The organism is Paracoccus sp. KR1-242 (assembly GCF_049446195.1).
GTDB classification, from domain to species: Bacteria; Pseudomonadota; Alphaproteobacteria; order Rhodobacterales; family Rhodobacteraceae; genus Paracoccus; species Paracoccus broussonetiae.
On the sequence record NZ_JBMSED010000014.1, the window covers coordinates 88,314 to 104,574 of the forward strand.

17 protein-coding genes are annotated in these 16,261 nt (G+C 63.0%); 13 read left to right on the forward strand and 4 right to left on the reverse strand.

Translation table 11 applies throughout. From position 1 onward, the window contains the following. Window positions 1–31: 31 nt before the first annotated feature. Window positions 32–1,159, reverse strand: a complete 1,128-nt coding sequence (locus ACO2Q4_RS19990) for an ROK family protein (RefSeq protein ID WP_423321430.1) — start codon at window positions 1,157–1,159, stop codon at window positions 32–34. 152 nt (window positions 1,160–1,311) lie between these two features. On the opposite strand from ACO2Q4_RS19990, the gene ACO2Q4_RS19995 reads away from it, so the two are divergent. From ACO2Q4_RS19995 to ACO2Q4_RS20030, 8 genes are all read left to right on the forward strand, one after another. Next, the gene (locus tag ACO2Q4_RS19995) at window positions 1,312–2,349 is read left to right on the forward strand and encodes a substrate-binding domain-containing protein (RefSeq protein ID WP_311761142.1); all 1,038 of its coding nucleotides are present in this window, start codon (window positions 1,312–1,314) and stop codon (window positions 2,347–2,349) included. A 71-nt stretch (window positions 2,350–2,420) separates the two neighbouring features. Next, window positions 2,421–3,443, forward strand: coding sequence for an ABC transporter permease (locus tag ACO2Q4_RS20000; RefSeq protein ID WP_311761141.1), 1,023 nt, complete (start codon window positions 2,421–2,423; stop codon window positions 3,441–3,443). An 83-nt stretch (window positions 3,444–3,526) separates the two neighbouring features. Then, window positions 3,527–4,240: an ATP-binding cassette domain-containing protein gene (locus tag ACO2Q4_RS20005; protein ID WP_311761180.1), complete on the forward strand. Its 714-nt coding sequence runs from the start codon at window positions 3,527–3,529 to the stop codon at window positions 4,238–4,240. A 17-nt stretch (window positions 4,241–4,257) separates the two neighbouring features. Beyond that, window positions 4,258–5,250, forward strand: a complete 993-nt coding sequence (locus tag ACO2Q4_RS20010; RefSeq protein ID WP_423321433.1) for a hypothetical protein — start codon at window positions 4,258–4,260, stop codon at window positions 5,248–5,250. Between the two features lie 25 nt (window positions 5,251–5,275). Continuing rightward, window positions 5,276–6,328 carry a carbohydrate kinase family protein gene (locus ACO2Q4_RS20015; protein WP_423321434.1) on the forward strand — a complete coding sequence of 351 codons (1,053 nt, stop codon included), beginning with the start codon at window positions 5,276–5,278 and terminating at the stop codon, window positions 6,326–6,328. Between the two features lie 99 nt (window positions 6,329–6,427). After that, a complete protein-coding gene (locus ACO2Q4_RS20020) occupies window positions 6,428–6,703 on the forward strand; it encodes a WGR domain-containing protein (protein WP_311761138.1) in 276 nt (91 codons plus the stop codon). A 134-nt stretch (window positions 6,704–6,837) separates the two neighbouring features. Continuing rightward, a complete protein-coding gene (gdhA, locus tag ACO2Q4_RS20025; protein WP_311761137.1) occupies window positions 6,838–8,196 on the forward strand; it encodes an NADP-specific glutamate dehydrogenase in 1,359 nt (452 codons plus the stop codon). Window positions 8,197–8,512: 316 nt separating this feature from the next. After that, a complete protein-coding gene (locus tag ACO2Q4_RS20030; RefSeq protein ID WP_311761136.1) occupies window positions 8,513–8,824 on the forward strand; it encodes an H-NS histone family protein in 312 nt (103 codons plus the stop codon). Window positions 8,825–9,193: 369 nt separating this feature from the next. Here the strand turns inward: ACO2Q4_RS20030 and speB are convergent, their stop codons facing one another. Further along, the gene (gene speB / locus ACO2Q4_RS20035; RefSeq protein ID WP_423321437.1) at window positions 9,194–10,165 is read right to left on the reverse strand and encodes an agmatinase; all 972 of its coding nucleotides are present in this window, start codon (window positions 10,163–10,165) and stop codon (window positions 9,194–9,196) included. A 257-nt stretch (window positions 10,166–10,422) separates the two neighbouring features. Between speB and ACO2Q4_RS20040 the strand changes: the two genes are divergently transcribed. Together ACO2Q4_RS20040 and ACO2Q4_RS20045 are read left to right on the forward strand one after the other, a co-directional pair. Further along, the gene (locus ACO2Q4_RS20040; RefSeq protein WP_423321439.1) at window positions 10,423–10,695 is read left to right on the forward strand and encodes a hypothetical protein; all 273 of its coding nucleotides are present in this window, start codon (window positions 10,423–10,425) and stop codon (window positions 10,693–10,695) included. A 225-nt stretch (window positions 10,696–10,920) separates the two neighbouring features. Further along, on the forward strand, window positions 10,921–11,766 hold the full coding sequence (locus ACO2Q4_RS20045) for a bestrophin family protein (protein WP_423321441.1): 846 nt from the start codon (window positions 10,921–10,923) through the stop codon (window positions 11,764–11,766). 9 nt (window positions 11,767–11,775) lie between these two features. On the opposite strand, the gene ACO2Q4_RS20050 is transcribed toward ACO2Q4_RS20045, so the two are convergent. Next, on the reverse strand, window positions 11,776–12,702 hold the full coding sequence (locus tag ACO2Q4_RS20050; protein ID WP_311761131.1) for a cation diffusion facilitator family transporter: 927 nt from the start codon (window positions 12,700–12,702) through the stop codon (window positions 11,776–11,778). Between the two features lie 249 nt (window positions 12,703–12,951). Between ACO2Q4_RS20050 and ACO2Q4_RS20055 the strand changes: the two genes are divergently transcribed. The 3 genes from ACO2Q4_RS20055 to ACO2Q4_RS20065 all read left to right on the forward strand — a co-directional run bounded on the left by ACO2Q4_RS20055 (window position 12,952) and on the right by ACO2Q4_RS20065 (window position 14,784). Further along, the gene (locus tag ACO2Q4_RS20055) at window positions 12,952–13,278 is read left to right on the forward strand and encodes a hypothetical protein (RefSeq protein ID WP_423321443.1); all 327 of its coding nucleotides are present in this window, start codon (window positions 12,952–12,954) and stop codon (window positions 13,276–13,278) included. Between the two features lie 199 nt (window positions 13,279–13,477). Then, window positions 13,478–14,002, forward strand: a complete 525-nt coding sequence (locus tag ACO2Q4_RS20060; protein WP_423321445.1) for a L,D-transpeptidase family protein — start codon at window positions 13,478–13,480, stop codon at window positions 14,000–14,002. 143 nt (window positions 14,003–14,145) lie between these two features. Beyond that, window positions 14,146–14,784, forward strand: a complete 639-nt coding sequence (locus ACO2Q4_RS20065; RefSeq protein WP_395135605.1) for a L,D-transpeptidase — start codon at window positions 14,146–14,148, stop codon at window positions 14,782–14,784. Between the two features lie 51 nt (window positions 14,785–14,835). Here the strand turns inward: ACO2Q4_RS20065 and ACO2Q4_RS20070 are convergent, their stop codons facing one another. Next, entirely contained in the window at window positions 14,836–16,200 is a 1,365-nt protein-coding gene (locus tag ACO2Q4_RS20070; protein WP_395135562.1) for an Nramp family divalent metal transporter, read from the reverse strand. Window positions 16,201–16,261 lie beyond the last annotated feature (61 nt).

The window sequence follows — 16,261 nt, forward strand, 5'->3', positions numbered from 1 at the left end:
ACCACCATCCAATGCCCCCCTGCGCGGCAGTTCATGCCGCAATCTCTTCCATGGCCAGAAGCGCCGCCCCGCGCACGCCCAGATCCTCTGGCTCCGGGGCCAGCGCGATGACCAGTTGCCGCGTCGCAAGCGGCAGGCAGCGCTTGTAGATCAACTCTCGCACCCCGGCCAGCATCGCTTCGCCGGCGCGGGCCAGTTGGCCGCCGATGACCAGGACTTCTGGGTTCAGGATGGCGACCAGATCGGCGCTGACCTTGCCCAGGACGCGGCTGCCGCGGTTCAGCAGGTTCAACGCCTCTGGCTCGCCTCGCAGCCACAGCTCCATGACATCGCGGGCATCCTGGCAGTCGAAACCCGAGGCGCGCAGGTCGCGCGCAAGCGCCCAGCCGGCGGCATGGGCCTCGGTGCAGCCCTCCTTGCCGCAGCGACACAGGGGCGCCGGCTGGATCCCATGTTGCACATGCCCCAGATCACCCGCGGTTCCCGATCCGCCGCGCACAAGCCTGCCTTCGACCATGATCCCGCAGCCGATCCCGGTGCCGATCTTGATGAAGGCGAAATTCCGGCAGTCCGGCCAGTTCGAGCGATGCTCGGCCAGACAAAGCAGGTTCACGTCGTTGTCGACGCGGACCGGCAGCCCGATCCTGCGCCCCAGTGCCGCGCGAATGTCGAGATTGTCCCAGCCATACATGACCGAAGGCATCGCGACCATGCTGGTCAAGACGTCGACAGGCGCTGGCACCGAAAGCCCCAATGCCGCAATGGGGGCGGTCCGCTGCGGCGATCGCGCCAATGCGTCCGTCGCCTTTGCGATGCGGCCCAGCGTGGTGTCGGGATCGGCGCGCAGGTCCAGGTCAAAAACCTGCTCGTCAAGGATGCGCGCGGACATATCGAACAGACAGGCACGTCCCATCCTTTCGCCCAGATCGACGCCGACGACATTGCGATAATCTGGATTGATCGCATAGCCCCGCGCCGGCCTGCCGCCGCCCGAGGGACGGGCTTCGCCCTCGCGCAGCAGGCCGGTTTCGACCAGCTCATTGATTCTTTGCGCGGCGGTCCCTCGTGACAGCCCGCTTTCGCGTTCGATTTCGCGCTGCGTGGTGGCGATTCCCATGCGGACCAGATGATAGATCGTCGCGCCCGCGTCTTTCCTCATGATTTCCTTGGCTTTCTACAGTGCAGCATCCCATTTCAACTTCTGCATAATATTGGGCAAAAGATTGGTGTTCAATGTTTTTATTGACAGAACTGGAGCCCGCCCGTTCACTGGGCCGGTGCGTGGAGGAGCACGCATAAAGGGAGGAAATCATGAGCAAAACAAGCTGGCTCGCCTCGGGCGCGGCCGTGGCGGCGCTTTGTCTCGGCGTCTCGGCGGCACAGGCCCAGGACAAGGACATCCTGGTCGGGCTGATTACCAAAACGGATACGAACCCCTTCTTCGTCAAGATGCGCGAGGGAGCGTCCGCCAAGGCCGACGAACTGGGCGTCAAGTTCCAGGCCTTCGCGGGCAAGTTCGACGGCGACAACGATACGCAAGTCCAGGCGGTCGAGAACCTGATCGCGGCCGGCGCCTCGGGCATCCTGATCGTGGCCTCCGATACCAAGGCCATCGTGCCGACGATCCAGAAGGCCAAAGATGCGGGCCTGCTTGTGATCGCGCTGGACACGCCCCTGGAACCGATGGAGGCCGCGCAAGCGACTTTCGCGACCGACAACTTCCATGCCGGACAGCTGATCGGCGAATGGGCCAAGCGGACTTTGGGCGACGATGCTGCGGCCAAGGCCAATATCGCCTTCATCGACGCGCATGAAAGCCAGCCCACCGTCGACGTGGCCCGCGATCAGGGCTTCATGGACGGGTTCGGGATCGACATCAAGGATGCCGCCCGCCGCGGGGACGAGGACGATCCGCGTATCGTCGGCCACGAGATGGGTGAAGGTTCGGAGGTCGGCGGCCGCAACGGGATGGAGACATTGCTCCAGAAGAACTTCGACGTGAACGTCGTCTACACGATCAACGAACCGACAGCGGCAGGCGCGTGGGAGGCGTTGAAATCCGCTGGCAAGAATGACGGCTCGGTGCTTGTCACCTCGGTCGACGGCGGCTGCCCCGGCGTGAAGAACGTTGCGGACGGCGTCATCGGCGCGACCTCGATGCAATTCCCGCTGCTGATGGCATCCCTGGGGGTCGAGGCGATCGTCGAACATGCGCGGAACGGCACGGTCCCGGCCCCGTCCGAGGGGCTGACCTTTACCAATACCGGCGTCAAGCTGGTCACGGACAAGCCCGTCGAGGGGCTTGAATCGATCACCAGCGACGAGGCGATGAAGCTCTGCTGGGGCTGAAGCGCCGGGGTGCGCGGCCTGCCGGGACCGGTGGGCCGCATCTTCAACATGATGCATCACGGGGGTGAAGGATGTCGTCCGACGACACGCCGCATTTCTCGGAACGTGCGGGTCTTGGCCATCGCACAATCAATTTCCTGCACAGCAATCCGACGATCATTCCGCTTCTGGTTCTGCTGATCGGTCTTGCGGTCTTTTCCGCGATCGTCGGCAAGCGCTTCTTCCATCCGTTCAACCTGTCGCTGGTCCTGCAGCAGGTGACCGTCATCGGCATGCTGGCGCTGGCCCAGACATTGATCATCCTGACCGCCGGGATCGACCTGTCGGTTGGGGCGATCATGGTTCTAAGTTCGATCGCCATGGGTCAGATGGCGCTGACATTGGGCTTGCCGCCGGAAATCGCACTGATCGGGGGCATTCTTGTCGGCGCCGGATGCGGGGCGCTGAACGGGCTGCTGATCACTTGGCTGCGTCTGCCGCCCTTCATCGTGACGCTGGGCACATGGAGCATCTTCAACGCCATCGTGCAATTCTGGTCGGGCGGCCAGACGATCCGCCAGCAAGAGATCCAGGCCGACGCCGCGATCCTGCAATGGACCGGCACCGCAATGCAGTTCGGGGCGTGGCGGCTGACCATCGGCTCGGTCCTGATGCTGGGGCTGGCGGCCTTCCTGTGGTACATGCTGAACCGCACAGCCTATGGCCGCCACGTCTATGCCGTCGGCAACGACCCCGAGGCCGCGCGTCTGTCCGGCATCCGCACGAGGCGCGTGCTGTTTTCTGCCTATCTCCTGGCCGGACTGATCTGCGGGCTGGCGGGCTGGGTTCTGATCGGCCGGATCGGGGCGGTCAGCCCGCTGGGCGGCGGCTCGGCCAATCTGGACAGCATCACCGCGGTGGTGATCGGCGGCACCTCGCTTTTCGGGGGACGCGGTTCGATCCTTGGCACGCTGATCGGGGCACTGATCGTGGGCTTTTTCCGCAACGGGCTGGCGCTGGCCGGGCTGGACGTGCTGTGGCAGGAATTCTCGATCGGATGCCTCATCATCATGGCTGTCGGTTTCGACCAGTGGCTGCGGAGGATCTCGAATTGAGCGGCCCGGCTCCCGATGCGGCGGGGCGCCTGCCGATCCTGGCCGCGCGGGATTTGCGCAAGGCCTATGGCCGGGTGGTCGCCATGGATGGGGCCGATTTCGACCTTTACCCGGGCGAGATTCTGGGCGTGATCGGCGACAACGGCGCGGGAAAATCCTCGATGATCGCGGCACTTGCGGGGGCGGTGCGTCCCGACAGCGGCGAGATCTGGCTGAACGGCCAGGAGGTGCGCTTCGCCAATCCCATGGACGCACGTGCCAAGGGGATCGAGACCGTCTTCCAGACTCTGGCCATGGCGCCTGCGCTGACCATCGTCGACAACCTTTTCCTGGGCCGCGAGTATCGCAAGCCGGGGCTTCGTGGTCGCATGTTTCGCGCACTCGATCGCGGACGGATGCGGGCCGAGGCGCGCCGGCATCTGAGCGAGCTTGGCCTAGCGACGATCCAGAACATCGACCAGGTGGTCGAGACCCTGTCGGGCGGCCAGAGGCAAGGGGTCGCCGTCGCTCGCGCCTGTGCCTTCGGCTCGCGCGTCATCATCCTTGACGAACCGACCGCGGCGCTTGGCGTCAAGGAAAGCCGCAAGGTGCTGGACCTGATCCTTGACGTGCGCAGGCGCGGCATCTCGGTCGTGCTCATCAGTCACAACATGCCGCATGTGTTCGAGATTGCCGACCGCGTGCATATCCACCGGCTGGGCCGTCGCATCGCGCAGGTCAGCCCTGCGCAGATCAGCATGTCGGATGCCGTCGCCATCATGACGGGCGCGATGGCACCGCCCCAAGTTTCAATCTGAGATCAATGGAGAAGCCGATGTACAGGATGGACGAGAAGCTCGCGCAGATCCGGGCGGGAAAATATGCCAAGGGCGATTTCATCATCGCCGATGCCAAGGACGGGGACATGGGGCCGTCGATCAATTCGACCGGACCGCACCGGGCCAAGGACGGAACTTGGTCGCGCTATCGCACCCGCGCCGAGTTCCTCGACAAGATCCAGGCGGTGGTCGAACAGGACGTCGTCGACATCATGCTGACCTCGGTGTCCAACCTTGAGGCCCTGAACGAGCGCGGCGTCTACAGCAACAGCCGGGTGAAGCCGGTGATCCGCGCCAATGACGCGACCGATTGCTGGGTGTTCCGGGGGGCGAGCTATGCCAGCGAACCATCGCGTCCGTTCCGCACCGCGGACCTTGCCGTCGCAAAGTCTTTGGGGGCGGATCTGGGGCTCTACTCGATCACCTTCAACAACGACCTTGATGCCGATTATTTCTCGCTGGAAGAGTTCGCAGCCTTCCGGCAGGACGCCTTGCAGAACGACTTCAAGTATTTCCTGGAGGTGTTCAATCCAAATGCCCCGCTCGGCCTAGCCGCCGAGGATATCCCGGCCTTCGTCAATGACGCGATGATCCGCTGCCTTGCCGGCCTGAGCAGGCGCGAGCGGCCCGAATTCCTGAAGATTCCCTATAACGGACCGGCGGCGCTGGAAGAGCTGGCCTCGTTCGATCCGTCGGTGATCGTCGGCATCCTGGGTGGTGGCGCCGGAACGACGCGGGACTGCCTTGAACTGATCGCCCAGATCGAGCGGTACGGCGCGCGGGTCGCGTTGTTCGGGCGCAAGATCAACCTTGCCGATGACCCGCTTGAAATGGTGCGGATGATGCGCGCGGTGGCCGATGGCGCGCTGAACTCCGAGGCGGCGGTGCGCGAATATCACGGCAGTCTTGCTCGCAATGGCATCACGCCGACCCGCGCGCTGGACGAGGATGTCCAGATCACCGAGGCGGTCCTGAAAGCCGCAGCCTGACCCCCTAGCATCGACAGGATCAGCGATGGAACGTTCGGGTTTCGTCACCGGGGGCACCTGGTGCGTCGATTACAACATGACCCTGCCCGATTGGCCACGCGAGGAAAGCGCGACCCGCATCCTGTCGAGCAGTCGACAGGGCGGCGGATCGGGCTGCAATTTTGCGGTCGACATGCGCAGGCTGGCTCCCGAGATCCCGGTCGCCACCATCGCGCTGTGCGGTGCGGACAGCGATGGCGAATTGCTGCGCGCCATCGCCGCGGAAAACGGGATCGACGCGCATTTTCACGTCGATCCCGGCATCCGCACCCATCGCACGATGGCTTTCACGGCACTGGATGATGGCCGCCGCACCCATCTGTTCGAGGCGGAATCGAGCGACCACCTGACCCCCGATCATTTCGACTTCACCGGCTCGACCGCCTTCATGCTGCATCTTGGCCTGCCGGGGACACATGCCGTCATGGATGCCCCGTGGCAGGGCGACGCCAATGGTTGGGTTGCGGTGCTGCGCAAGGCGCGTGCCGCCGGGCTGCGCACGAACCTTGAGGTCATGACCATCGATCAGCAGGCGCTGCGGGAACTGGTTCTGCCTTGCCTGCCGCATCTGGATTACCTGGTGGTCAATGATTACGAGATCGGTGCGCTGACCCGAACCGAGACTCTTCGGGATGGCACGACCTCGGTCCCGGATGTCATCAATGCGGCACGGCAGGCGTTGGATCAGGGCGCGATGGCGCTGATCGTCGTCCACTTTCCAATGGGCGCCGTGGCCGTCCTGCGGGACGGTTCTGTCCACCACCGTGCGTCGGTCGATGTGCCCCGATCCACGGTCGCCGGAACCAACGGGGCGGGCGATGCCTTTGCGGCCGGGTTCTTCTGCGGGCTGCATCGCGATCGCGATATCGACGAATGCCTCGCATTCGCCCATGCCGCCGCTGCCGCCTCGCTACGATCCGTCGATACCTATGGGGCGATGGAAAGCATCGAAGCCTGCATGGCACTGGCCAACAGCCAAGGCTGGCGCGCCCCGCTGGACTTTCCGACCCTTCGAAGCGGGGCTTGCGGCAGGGGATGATCGGGACCGTGTGGCGAATTGTGTCCTGTCACCAACAGGCTGAGGTCATTCACATATAATTTGATTCTCGGCCCGAACCGTCCCCGCTAGGCTGGCGACATGAAGAAACGCCATCCCGCCGAGCCGGGAACGCAACTTGAAATGTTTCCGCGCGAATACCTGCTTCGACGCATCGATCCCGGCTGCAACATGCGGCGCTATTACCGCATGTCGATTGAACGTGATCTGTTCGGCGGCGCCAGCCTGATCCGGGAATGGGGGCGGATCGGCGCCCGTGCCCAGCGTCTGATCGAGCCGCATACCGATGAGGGCGAAGCCATCAGCGCCTTGCTGAAACTGGTGCGCATGAAGCGCCGGCGGGGATATGTCGCCTGACAGAAAATGTCGTGGCACCTCGTTCAGATGAATGCCGCGGGCCTCGCGGCGTAAAGATTCGGTCGAAACTGTTTTGATCTGCCTGAATTTTCAGCTAGCTCTGCACAGAAACCGTTCAAGCAATCGAGGTATCTGTGCAAATTGACGACAAACTGGTCGGCATCTACGACGAAGTCACCCGCCGCAATGCTGGCGAGGCCGAGTTCCATCAGGCCGTGCGCGAGGTTCTTGAAAGTCTTGGCCGCGTCGTCGCCAAGCATCCCGAGTATCTTGAGAATGCGCTGATCGAACGCATCTGCGAACCTGAACGGCAGATCATTTTCCGCGTGCCGTGGCTGGATGATCGCAACAATGTCCAGATCAACCGCGGCTTCCGTGTCCAGTTCAACTCGGCAATGGGGCCTTACAAGGGCGGGCTGCGGTTTCATCCCTCGGTCAATGTCGGAATCATCAAGTTCCTTGGCTTCGAGCAGACCTTCAAGAATGCGTTGACGGGGCTGCCGATCGGCGGCGGCAAGGGCGGGTCCGATTTCGATCCGAAGGGCCGGTCCGAGGCCGAGGTCATGCGTTTCTGTCAAAGCTTCATGACGGAACTGCACCGCCATCTTGGCGAATACACGGACGTCCCAGCGGGTGATATCGGCGTAGGCGCCCGCGAAATCGGCTATATGTTCGGCCAATACAAGCGCCTGACCAACCGCTATGAGGCAGGCGTACTGACCGGGAAAGGGCTGTTCTATGGCGGCTCACTGGCCCGCAAGGAAGCCACCGGCTACGGCAACACCTATTTCACCCGCGCCATGCTTGAAGCGATCGGCGACAGCTTCGACGGCAAGTCCGTGGTTGTTTCGGGCTCTGGCAATGTCGCCATCTATACGATCGAGAAAGTCCAGGAGTTCGGCGGAAAGGTGATCGCCTGCTCGGACAGCTCGGGCTATATCGTCGACGAGAATGGCATCGACCTTGCTCTGCTGAAAGAGATCAAGGAACTTCGCCGGGGGCGCGTCACCGATTACGTCCGACTGAAGGGGGAAGGCGACGGGGTCTATTTCGTGGCCTCCTCGGACGGCGCGATCTGGGATGTGGCCTGCGATATCGCAATGCCCTCGGCGACGCAGAATGAGCTCACCGGAAAGGATGCCAAAACCCTGATCAAGAATGGTGTGATCGCGGTTGGCGAGGGCGCAAATATGCCCTGCACGCCCGAAGCTATTCGCCTGTTCCGTGAAGCAGGTGTCCGCTTTGGGCCAGGAAAGGCGGCGAATGCGGGCGGAGTTGCGACATCGGCATTGGAAATGCAGCAGAACGCCTCTCGTGACCGTTGGTCGTTCGAGAAAACTGAGGCGCGGCTGGCCGAAATCATGCGCGATATCCATGACAGCTGCTTTGCCACGGCCGAGGAATACGGCGTGCCGGGCGATTATGTCAGCGGCGCCAATATTGCCGGATTCATTCGGGTTGCCGAACCGATGCTCGCCTTCGGCGTGATCTGATGGCGCGGTGCCTGCGCGATGAAGCCGCGCAGAAATAAGGCTTTTTTCAGGAAAGGGCGGTGAAGCACGACTTCGCCGCCCTTATCGCATTTAGGTCCATCGGGATGGCCGAGTTGGACCGATATTCGATGCGGTGCCATTGTGCTAAGCAGACCATGCCCAATCGGCAACATTTCGCACATTTCCGTGCGAAATTCGCACAAATCAATGCGAATTTTCAATTGCCATTGCGGGGTGCAATTTTATTACCTAACTGAAAATCTTACAGGGATCAAAAGATCCGAACGAGCTCATGTTTCAAAGGAAAGCATCAGGCATGGATTTCAGTATCGACGCACTGGACCTGAAAGAACTCAAGGCGCTGCGCAGCAAGCTTGATCGCGCCATCGATGGCTTTGAAGCCAAGCAAAAGCAGAAGGCGATGGAGGCAATCAGGGTCGCGGCGCAGGAGCATGGATTTGCCCTGAAGGATCTTCTTTCGGATGAGGGGCTTAAGACGACGCCCGTGGCACCGAAATACGCGCATCCCGAAAATCCGGAACAGACCTGGACCGGTCGTGGCCGCAAGCCGCGTTGGGTTCAAGAGGCGCTGGATGCCGGAAAGTCCATGGATGATCTTGCGATCTGATCGGCAATATCTTCCTGTAATCTGATTGATTTAAACGATCAATGCGGCTGTTCCGAAAGGAGCAGCCGTTTTGCTGTCTGGAGGATCGGCATTGCCGATATTCCTGATATCCTTCGCTGAGCTGCCGGGTAGGCAAAACCCTTCCCACCCGGCCCGCTTAACAGAGCACTCGTGAATAACCCAATTTCTAACGATTTTTTGAGCGGCGTGAACCTGACGGTTTGGACAGGGTTGGATCATGTCCGGACCGGTTGAATTTGAACCCATTCACCCTGCGCGGAATTCAGGATCGGCGGGCTTATCTTTGGCGAAAGTCCCTGATCCCCTTGGGGTTGGGTCACGCTTCGGGTGCCAGTAAATGGCGCCAGGTCAGGCCGAAGCCACCGATTGCCCACCCCCCTCGGCCATGACGCACAGCAGTTCGAACATCATGGTCGCGCCTGCAAGCGCGGTCATGCCGCCCAGGTCAAAGGGCGGTGCAACCTCGACCACGTCGGCCCCGACGATGTTCAGGCCCGAAAGCAGGCGCAGCATGGTCTGTGCCTCGCGCGTGGTCAGGCCACCGATCTCGGGCGTTCCCGTCCCCGGCGCCATCGAGGGGTCGATGCTGTCAATGTCGAAGGTCACATAGGCCGGTCCAGCGCCGATGATGGCGTGAACCTCGGCCATGATCTCGGCAGGGCCACGTTCGGAAAACTCTTCGATATAGACGATGCGAATGCCCTGATCCTTTGCCCAGCGATGCTCATCCGCCGCATAGACCGATCCGCGAATCCCGATCTGGACGATCCGCGCGGGGTCAAGGATGCCTTCCTCGATCGCGCGTCGAAAGGGCGTCCCGTGGGTATAGGGATTGTCGCCGAAATAGCTGTCATTGGTGTCGGAATGGGCGTCGAACTGGACCAGCCCAAGCGGCTCCCCCAATGCCTTGCTGATGGCACGCAAGACGGGCAGGGTGGTCAGGTGATCGCCGCCGACGCTGAGCGGACGCGCGCCTTGGGCACAGATTGCCGCGATGCCCTCCTCGATCTGGCGCAGCGCGGACATGAGGTCGATGGGCTGCACCGCTAGGTCGCCCACATCCGCTACCGAGGCGATGTCATAGGGTGCAATCCCGGTCTGGTGATTGGCCCTGCGCATCAGGCTGGACTGGTTGCGCACCTCGCGTGGGCCGTGCCGGGCGCCCGCGCGATTGGTGGTCCCGCCGTCCCAGGGGATCCCGACCAAGGCGATGTCCAGCCCGGCGGCGCTATCAACGGCCGGCAGTCGCATGAAGGTCGAATGTCCCGCAAAACGAGGGACCAGCGCCGCGTCGATCGGTTGGTGGCGCGTTTTGGTCATGCTGTTCCCTGTCCGATGTTCATTGCCGCTTGGCCGGACCGATCACGCCCCGACGGTTCGCCATTGAGAGCACAAGTGCCCCGGGCCTGTTAAGGACAACCGCCGCCGGGGTAGGCAGGCACGCGACCTGTGACGCAAGGGCAACGGATCGCCGCCGCCGTCCCGCACCGATCGCCAAACATGCGGGCCACCCCCTTTCGCCAGACGGGCACCCTGCCTAAGAGGCGCGGATTGCAGCCAGACAAGGAATTCATGACATGTCATTCATCGCAAGAATTATCGCGGCAGTGGTCGTGGCGGCGGTCGTCGGGTTTGGGCTGATGGCCTATGACAAGAAAACCGGTGCAGAATGGGTTGTCTCACCCGAAGAGATCGCCGCGAATAACGGCTCGCTCGAGACACGCCCCGGCACGGTGGCCGTCCTGCCCATCCGCAGCGAAACCGCCGATGTCCTGCCCTTCAAATGGGCCGCGGCCGGGATCATCGCGGGGCTTCTGTCCTTTACCGCGCTGCGACGCCGCAGCGCCTGAGGCGGAAATCTTGGGGGCGGGCATCCCAAATCCCGCCCCCGCATCTGGACCTTCGGTATCGGGGTCGACGCTGACGGCTTTCGAAATCCGCGCGAATGGGCTTTCCTTTGACATCTGGAAGCAGGGGGAGTCCGCAATGCCACCCAAAGCGATCCGCCCTGTCGGGTCCCCGGCGTTGTGCTGGCCGGAATGGCTTCGCCACAGTGCCGACATCGGATGACGAACATGCGTGCGCAACCCAACCTTCGGGACATCCTGTTCACACTCAACGGCTCGATCATTCCGGTGATCGTCGGGCGGCTGGCGGTGATCGGGTTTGTCTGCCTTGTCGCCGTTTTGGCGGCGCGGCTGCATCCGGGCATCTTCGCCCGTATCAGCGCCATCCCCTTTACCCTGATCGGCATCGCGCTTTCCGTGTTCATGAGCTTTCGCAACAGCACCTGCTATGCCCGCTGGTGGGAGGGGCGCCAGCTTTGGGGTCAGGTGATCGTCGCCTGCCGGGGGCTTGCCCGGGCCAGCGCGGGGCTGGATCCCACAGCACGGCGGAGTTTGCTGACATCGGCCTGCGCCTTTGCCGCCGGCCTGTCAGCCCGGTTGCGCCGCCGGGACGAACATGCCGCCCTTGCGCGGTGGCTGCCGGACGAAGACATGGCCGACCGGCCCAATCCCACCGACCGGGTCTTGCAACTGGCAGGCGCGCGACTTGCGGAACTGAACCTGTCGGGTCAGATGGGAGAGATCCGCTGGTCGGTGCTGGAGGGCCATCTTGCCCAGCTTTCCGCCGCGCAGGCCGCGTGTGAACGGATCGCCTCGACCCCGGTTCCGTTTGCCTATTCGCTGCTTCTGCATCGCACGGCGCTGATCTTCTGCCTGTTGCTGCCCTTTGCGCTGGCCGGGTCGCTGGGCTGGTGGACGCTGCTGCCGGTGTTGCTGGTTGCCTATACCTTCTTCGGGCTCGACGCCCTGAGCCACCAGCTGGAAGACCCTTTCGGACAGGCCCTCAACGCCCTTCCGCTTGATGCGTTCTGCCAGACCATCGAACGCGAGATGCAGGACGCGCTGGCTGGCTGACCACGCCCCCTATTCCGCCCATTCAAGATCGGTCGTGAAGACGATGGTCAGCCAGCGATCCGGCCCTTCGTCGCCAAGCTCTTCACCGATCTCGTCGCGCAGGGCGTCCCATTCCTCAAGCTTTCGCGCGGGGGAGTTGGGCGGAACGATGAAGTAAAGCTCGATCTGCTTTCCCCGCCCGACCCGCGCCACATAGGCGCGAAAGCCCAGGAAACCCTGGCGGCGGACGATCTCTCGGGCGACATCGTCAACCTCGGTCTTCAGGTCGCGCGGGGTCACCAGCAGGATCTCGGCCAACGCAGTGCGGACGGTGGCGACCGGAACCGGGATCAGTGCCAGGCAGACCAGCGCCAGCACCGCCGGGTCGATATAGGGCGACATCCACGCGATCGAGGTGCCCTGGATCAGCGCGCCGATCAGAAACGCCACCAGCAGCGCCGCCGTCAGGCAGGTCGCCATGATCCACGAGCGGCCGTCCAGCGCGACCAGTTCTGAATCGATCTTCCGGTTTGCCCGACGCACATAGATCACCATCACCAGATCGCCAATCAGCGAGACCACGGCGAATGCAATGGCATAACCGAACGCCAGTGGCCGCCCGCCGCTCAGGAAGCTGTCGATCGAGGTCACAAGGGCATAGGTCACGGCCACGATCAGCAGCATCCCGTTCAGACCAAGGACCATCGGCTCCAGATGCCAGAACCCCATGGTGAAGCGTTCATCCAGCTTGCGCGAGATGTTGTCGCGGGACCGGGAAAGTGAAATCAGCCGGGCGACCAGAAGGGCAAGCCCGGTCATCACCGCATCGGTCAGCCCGAAGATGCCGTCGAAGACGATCGAGGCGGACCCCGCCATCAACCCGAAGACGATCCCGGCTATGGCCAGAACCACGGTCATCGCGATCGAGGTGCGAAGGATGCGCTGTTCCCTGTTCATCGTCACCCCGCCCCATGATTGTGCCCTTCCGACAGGTTCCCGCAGGATCGCCTCGAAGGCAACCGCGCAGCGAGAAAATCGGGACGGCATTGCATTCCGGCGTCAGAGGCCGTCGATCAGGCTAATGTTATCGGTCGGTTAGCGACTGTTGGTTGAAAAAATGGGTGATGTCGGCATAATCCTGCCTAATCCCGGCCGAATAACGGCCGACCGATCCGCAGAAGATCGGCAGTGACTGAGGCGACGAGTATGCAGGATCTAAGGGCGCCAGCCCTGCTGCTGACATTCCTGATGCTGCTGGCCAGCGTGCTGGCGCCCTTCGGCGCAGGCGCGACCGAATTCACGATGCCGATCCCGGTCATGCAGGATGACGGCCTGCAACCGGGTGACGATCAGACCGGCGAAGCCGCCTCTCCCGATGCGGCGGATCACGACCACCAGCAATTCGCCGTGCTTCCCATGTCCCACGCGCACCCTCGGGCCGGTCATGCCGAGCTACCTTTCCCCGAAGAAAGCCTGGTCAGGGGGGTGTCCCCGCCATGCCCCGAGCCGCCTCCGCGGATCGAGGCAATCTGAAGGGCTGACTTGCCCATCAAGTGCAGTGGCGCGTGCCCCCACGGGATCATCTGCCGATCCATTTCAGGGACGACGCCTTGCCGGGCGACGCAAGAGTCGTGCGCCATCCCAAGGTCGCGCGTGACGCCTGACGACGCCTGCCTCCAGTGAAACCTCGGGACGGGATCCGCCACGGACGCGGCCACGTCGGGACATCATCATGCCAACAATCTCGCGCAGGAATTTTGCGCTGCTGTTGCCAGCTGCGCTGGCGGCCTGCGGCGCTTCCGAAAACCGAGGGCCCGTCTTCAAGTCTTATGGCGGCCCACCGGTGACGCAGGTCGTCGTCCAGAAAAGCAATCGCAGAATGTACCTGTTGAGCGGGCGAAGCGTCCTCAAGTCCTATGACTTCGGACTGGGCACCCAGCCGATCGGCCACAAGCAGTTCGAGGGTGACGGCAAGACGCCAGAGGGCCTGTATTTCATCGACAGGTTCAATCCCCGCAGCCGGTATCACCTGTCAGCCGGGATCTCCTATCCGAATGCTCATGATCGCGCCTTTGCCGCGCAGCACGGTCTTTCGGCCGGGGGCGACATCATGTTTCACGGCCGCGGTCCCGAGGGGCGGCAGCTTGTCAAGCAAAGGAAGGACTGGACCGCCGGCTGCATCACCGTCACCGACGACGAGATCGAGGACATCTACGCCATGCTCTCGCTTGGCCTGCCGGTGATGATCCATGCCTGACATCCGCCGGGATCGCGGGCGGGATGCCCCCGCGGCCCCGGATTCCAGACCGGCAGGCAGGGCAGCGTCCTGTCGCCGGACAATCCATGCCAGATAACGGAGACTGAGCAGTGACACAGAATTCGGACACGCGCAGCGCAAAGATGGGACGACGCCGTTTCCTTTACGGGGTGGCCGGTGCGGGCGTCGGCCTTGCCGCCTCGGGAGCCTTTGCCCAGCAGATCGATCCCAGCACGGGCTTGCCGGTCTATGGAACCGCCGAGGCTGGCCGCGCGCCCGATGTCGGAACCTTCCAGATCGACCCCAACGCGGACACGCGCCGCAACATCTCGTCCTTCCGCTCCCGGCATTGGAGCGAGTTCTTCCCGGAACTGGGGGTTGGCGTCATCCTGGCCGATGTGAACTCGAAGGCGCTGCATTACTGGTCGGGAGATCAGGCGGTCTATCGGCTTTTCCCGTGCTCGATCCCCGTGTCGGAAGAGCTGACCAAGCGCGGCAAGACCGAGGTGGTCCGAAAGGCCGAGAAGCCGTCCTGGACCCCGACCGCGGACATGCGGCGACGGAACCCCGATCTGCCACTGCGGGTCGAGGGCGGCTCGCCCGACAATCCATTGGGGCCGTTCGGACTTTACCTGTCCTGGCCCGCCTATCTGATCCACGGCACGCATGACACGCGCAAGATCGGGCGGCGCTCCTCCAGCGGGTGCTATGGCCTCTACAACGAACATATCACGCAGCTTTACGGGTTGGCCGAGGTCGGGACCAAGGTCGCGATCTTCTAGATGCACAAAGGGTATGGGACGCGCCGGGAACGGCGCGTCACCGGGACGGTCTTATCCGCCAAGGATCGACAGGATCAGGTTGGCGTTCAGCCCGATGATCAGCACCGCGATCAGCCCGCACAGCACGGTCAGCCATAGCGGCGCGACCAGGTCGCCCATCTTCGCCCGGCTTGCTGTGAACATCACCAGTGGCACGATCGCAAAGGGCAGCTGGAAGCTCAGCACCACCTGACTGAGGATCAGCAGCTGGCCGGTCCCTTCCGAACCCCACAGCAGGATCACCACCACCGCCGGCACCAGCGCGATGGACCGGGTAATCAGTCGCCGCAGGACCGGGCTGATCCGCAGGTGGACAAAGCCCTCCATCACGATCTGGCCCGACATTGTCGCGGTCACGGTCGCGTTCAGGCCGGAACAGAGCAGCGCGACCCCGAACAGGACCGGCGCCAAAGCACCCCCCAGAAGCGGGGCCAGCAGCGCGTGGGCCTGATCGATCTCGACGATCTCGGTGTTCCCGCTGGTGTGGAAGGTCGCAGCCGCAAGGATCAGGATCGATGCGTTGATCGCCAGCGCCAGCATCAGGGCAATGGTCGAATCCCATGTCGCCAAGGTCAGCGCCTGACGCTTGCCCTCGGGGCTTTTGCCCCAGTTCCGGGTCTGCACGATCCCTGAATGCAGATACAGGTTATGTGGCATCACCGTTGCCCCGATGATCCCCAGTGACAGGTAAAGCATCTCGGGATTGGTGGCGATCTCGACCGAGGGGGCAAAGCCGCGGATCACGTCGTTCCAGTTCGGATCTGCCATCGCGATCTGCACGAAGAAACAGGCCGAGATCACAACAAGCAGGGTGATGACGAAGGCTTCGACCCAGCGGAACCCGCGATTCTGCAGCCACAGGATCAGGAACACATCCGCCGCCGTCAGAAAGACGCCAATCTCCAGCGGGATCCCGAACAGAAGGTTAAGCCCGATGGCGACGCCGATCACCTCGGCCAGGTCGGTCGCGATGATCGCGGCTTCGGCGAACAACCAGAGCGGCCAGGACACCCAGGCCGGAAATGCATCGCGACAGGCCTGCGCAAGGTCACGCCCTGACGCGATGGCAAGGCGCGCGCAAAGCGATTGCAGCAGGATCGCCATGATGTTGGACAAAAGCGCGACGAAGAGCAGCGTATAGCCGAACTTCGCCCCACCGGCGAGCGAGGTCGCCCAATTGCCGGGGTCCATATAGCCGACGGCCACAAGGTAACCGGGCCCGATGAAGGCCAGAAAGCGCCGCCATGCGCTGCCTCCGCGGGGAACGGCGACCGAGCCGAAGACCTCGGACAGCGACGGGATGGGGCTTTTGCTGCGCCAGCCATCGGACTGGCCGGCTTTGGGAAGAGAGGCGAAGGTCTGCGATTGATCGGACATGTCAGCCAAGTTGCGAATGCTTTGCAACTGCATTTGCGCACCGATGTCCGATCCTGTCAAT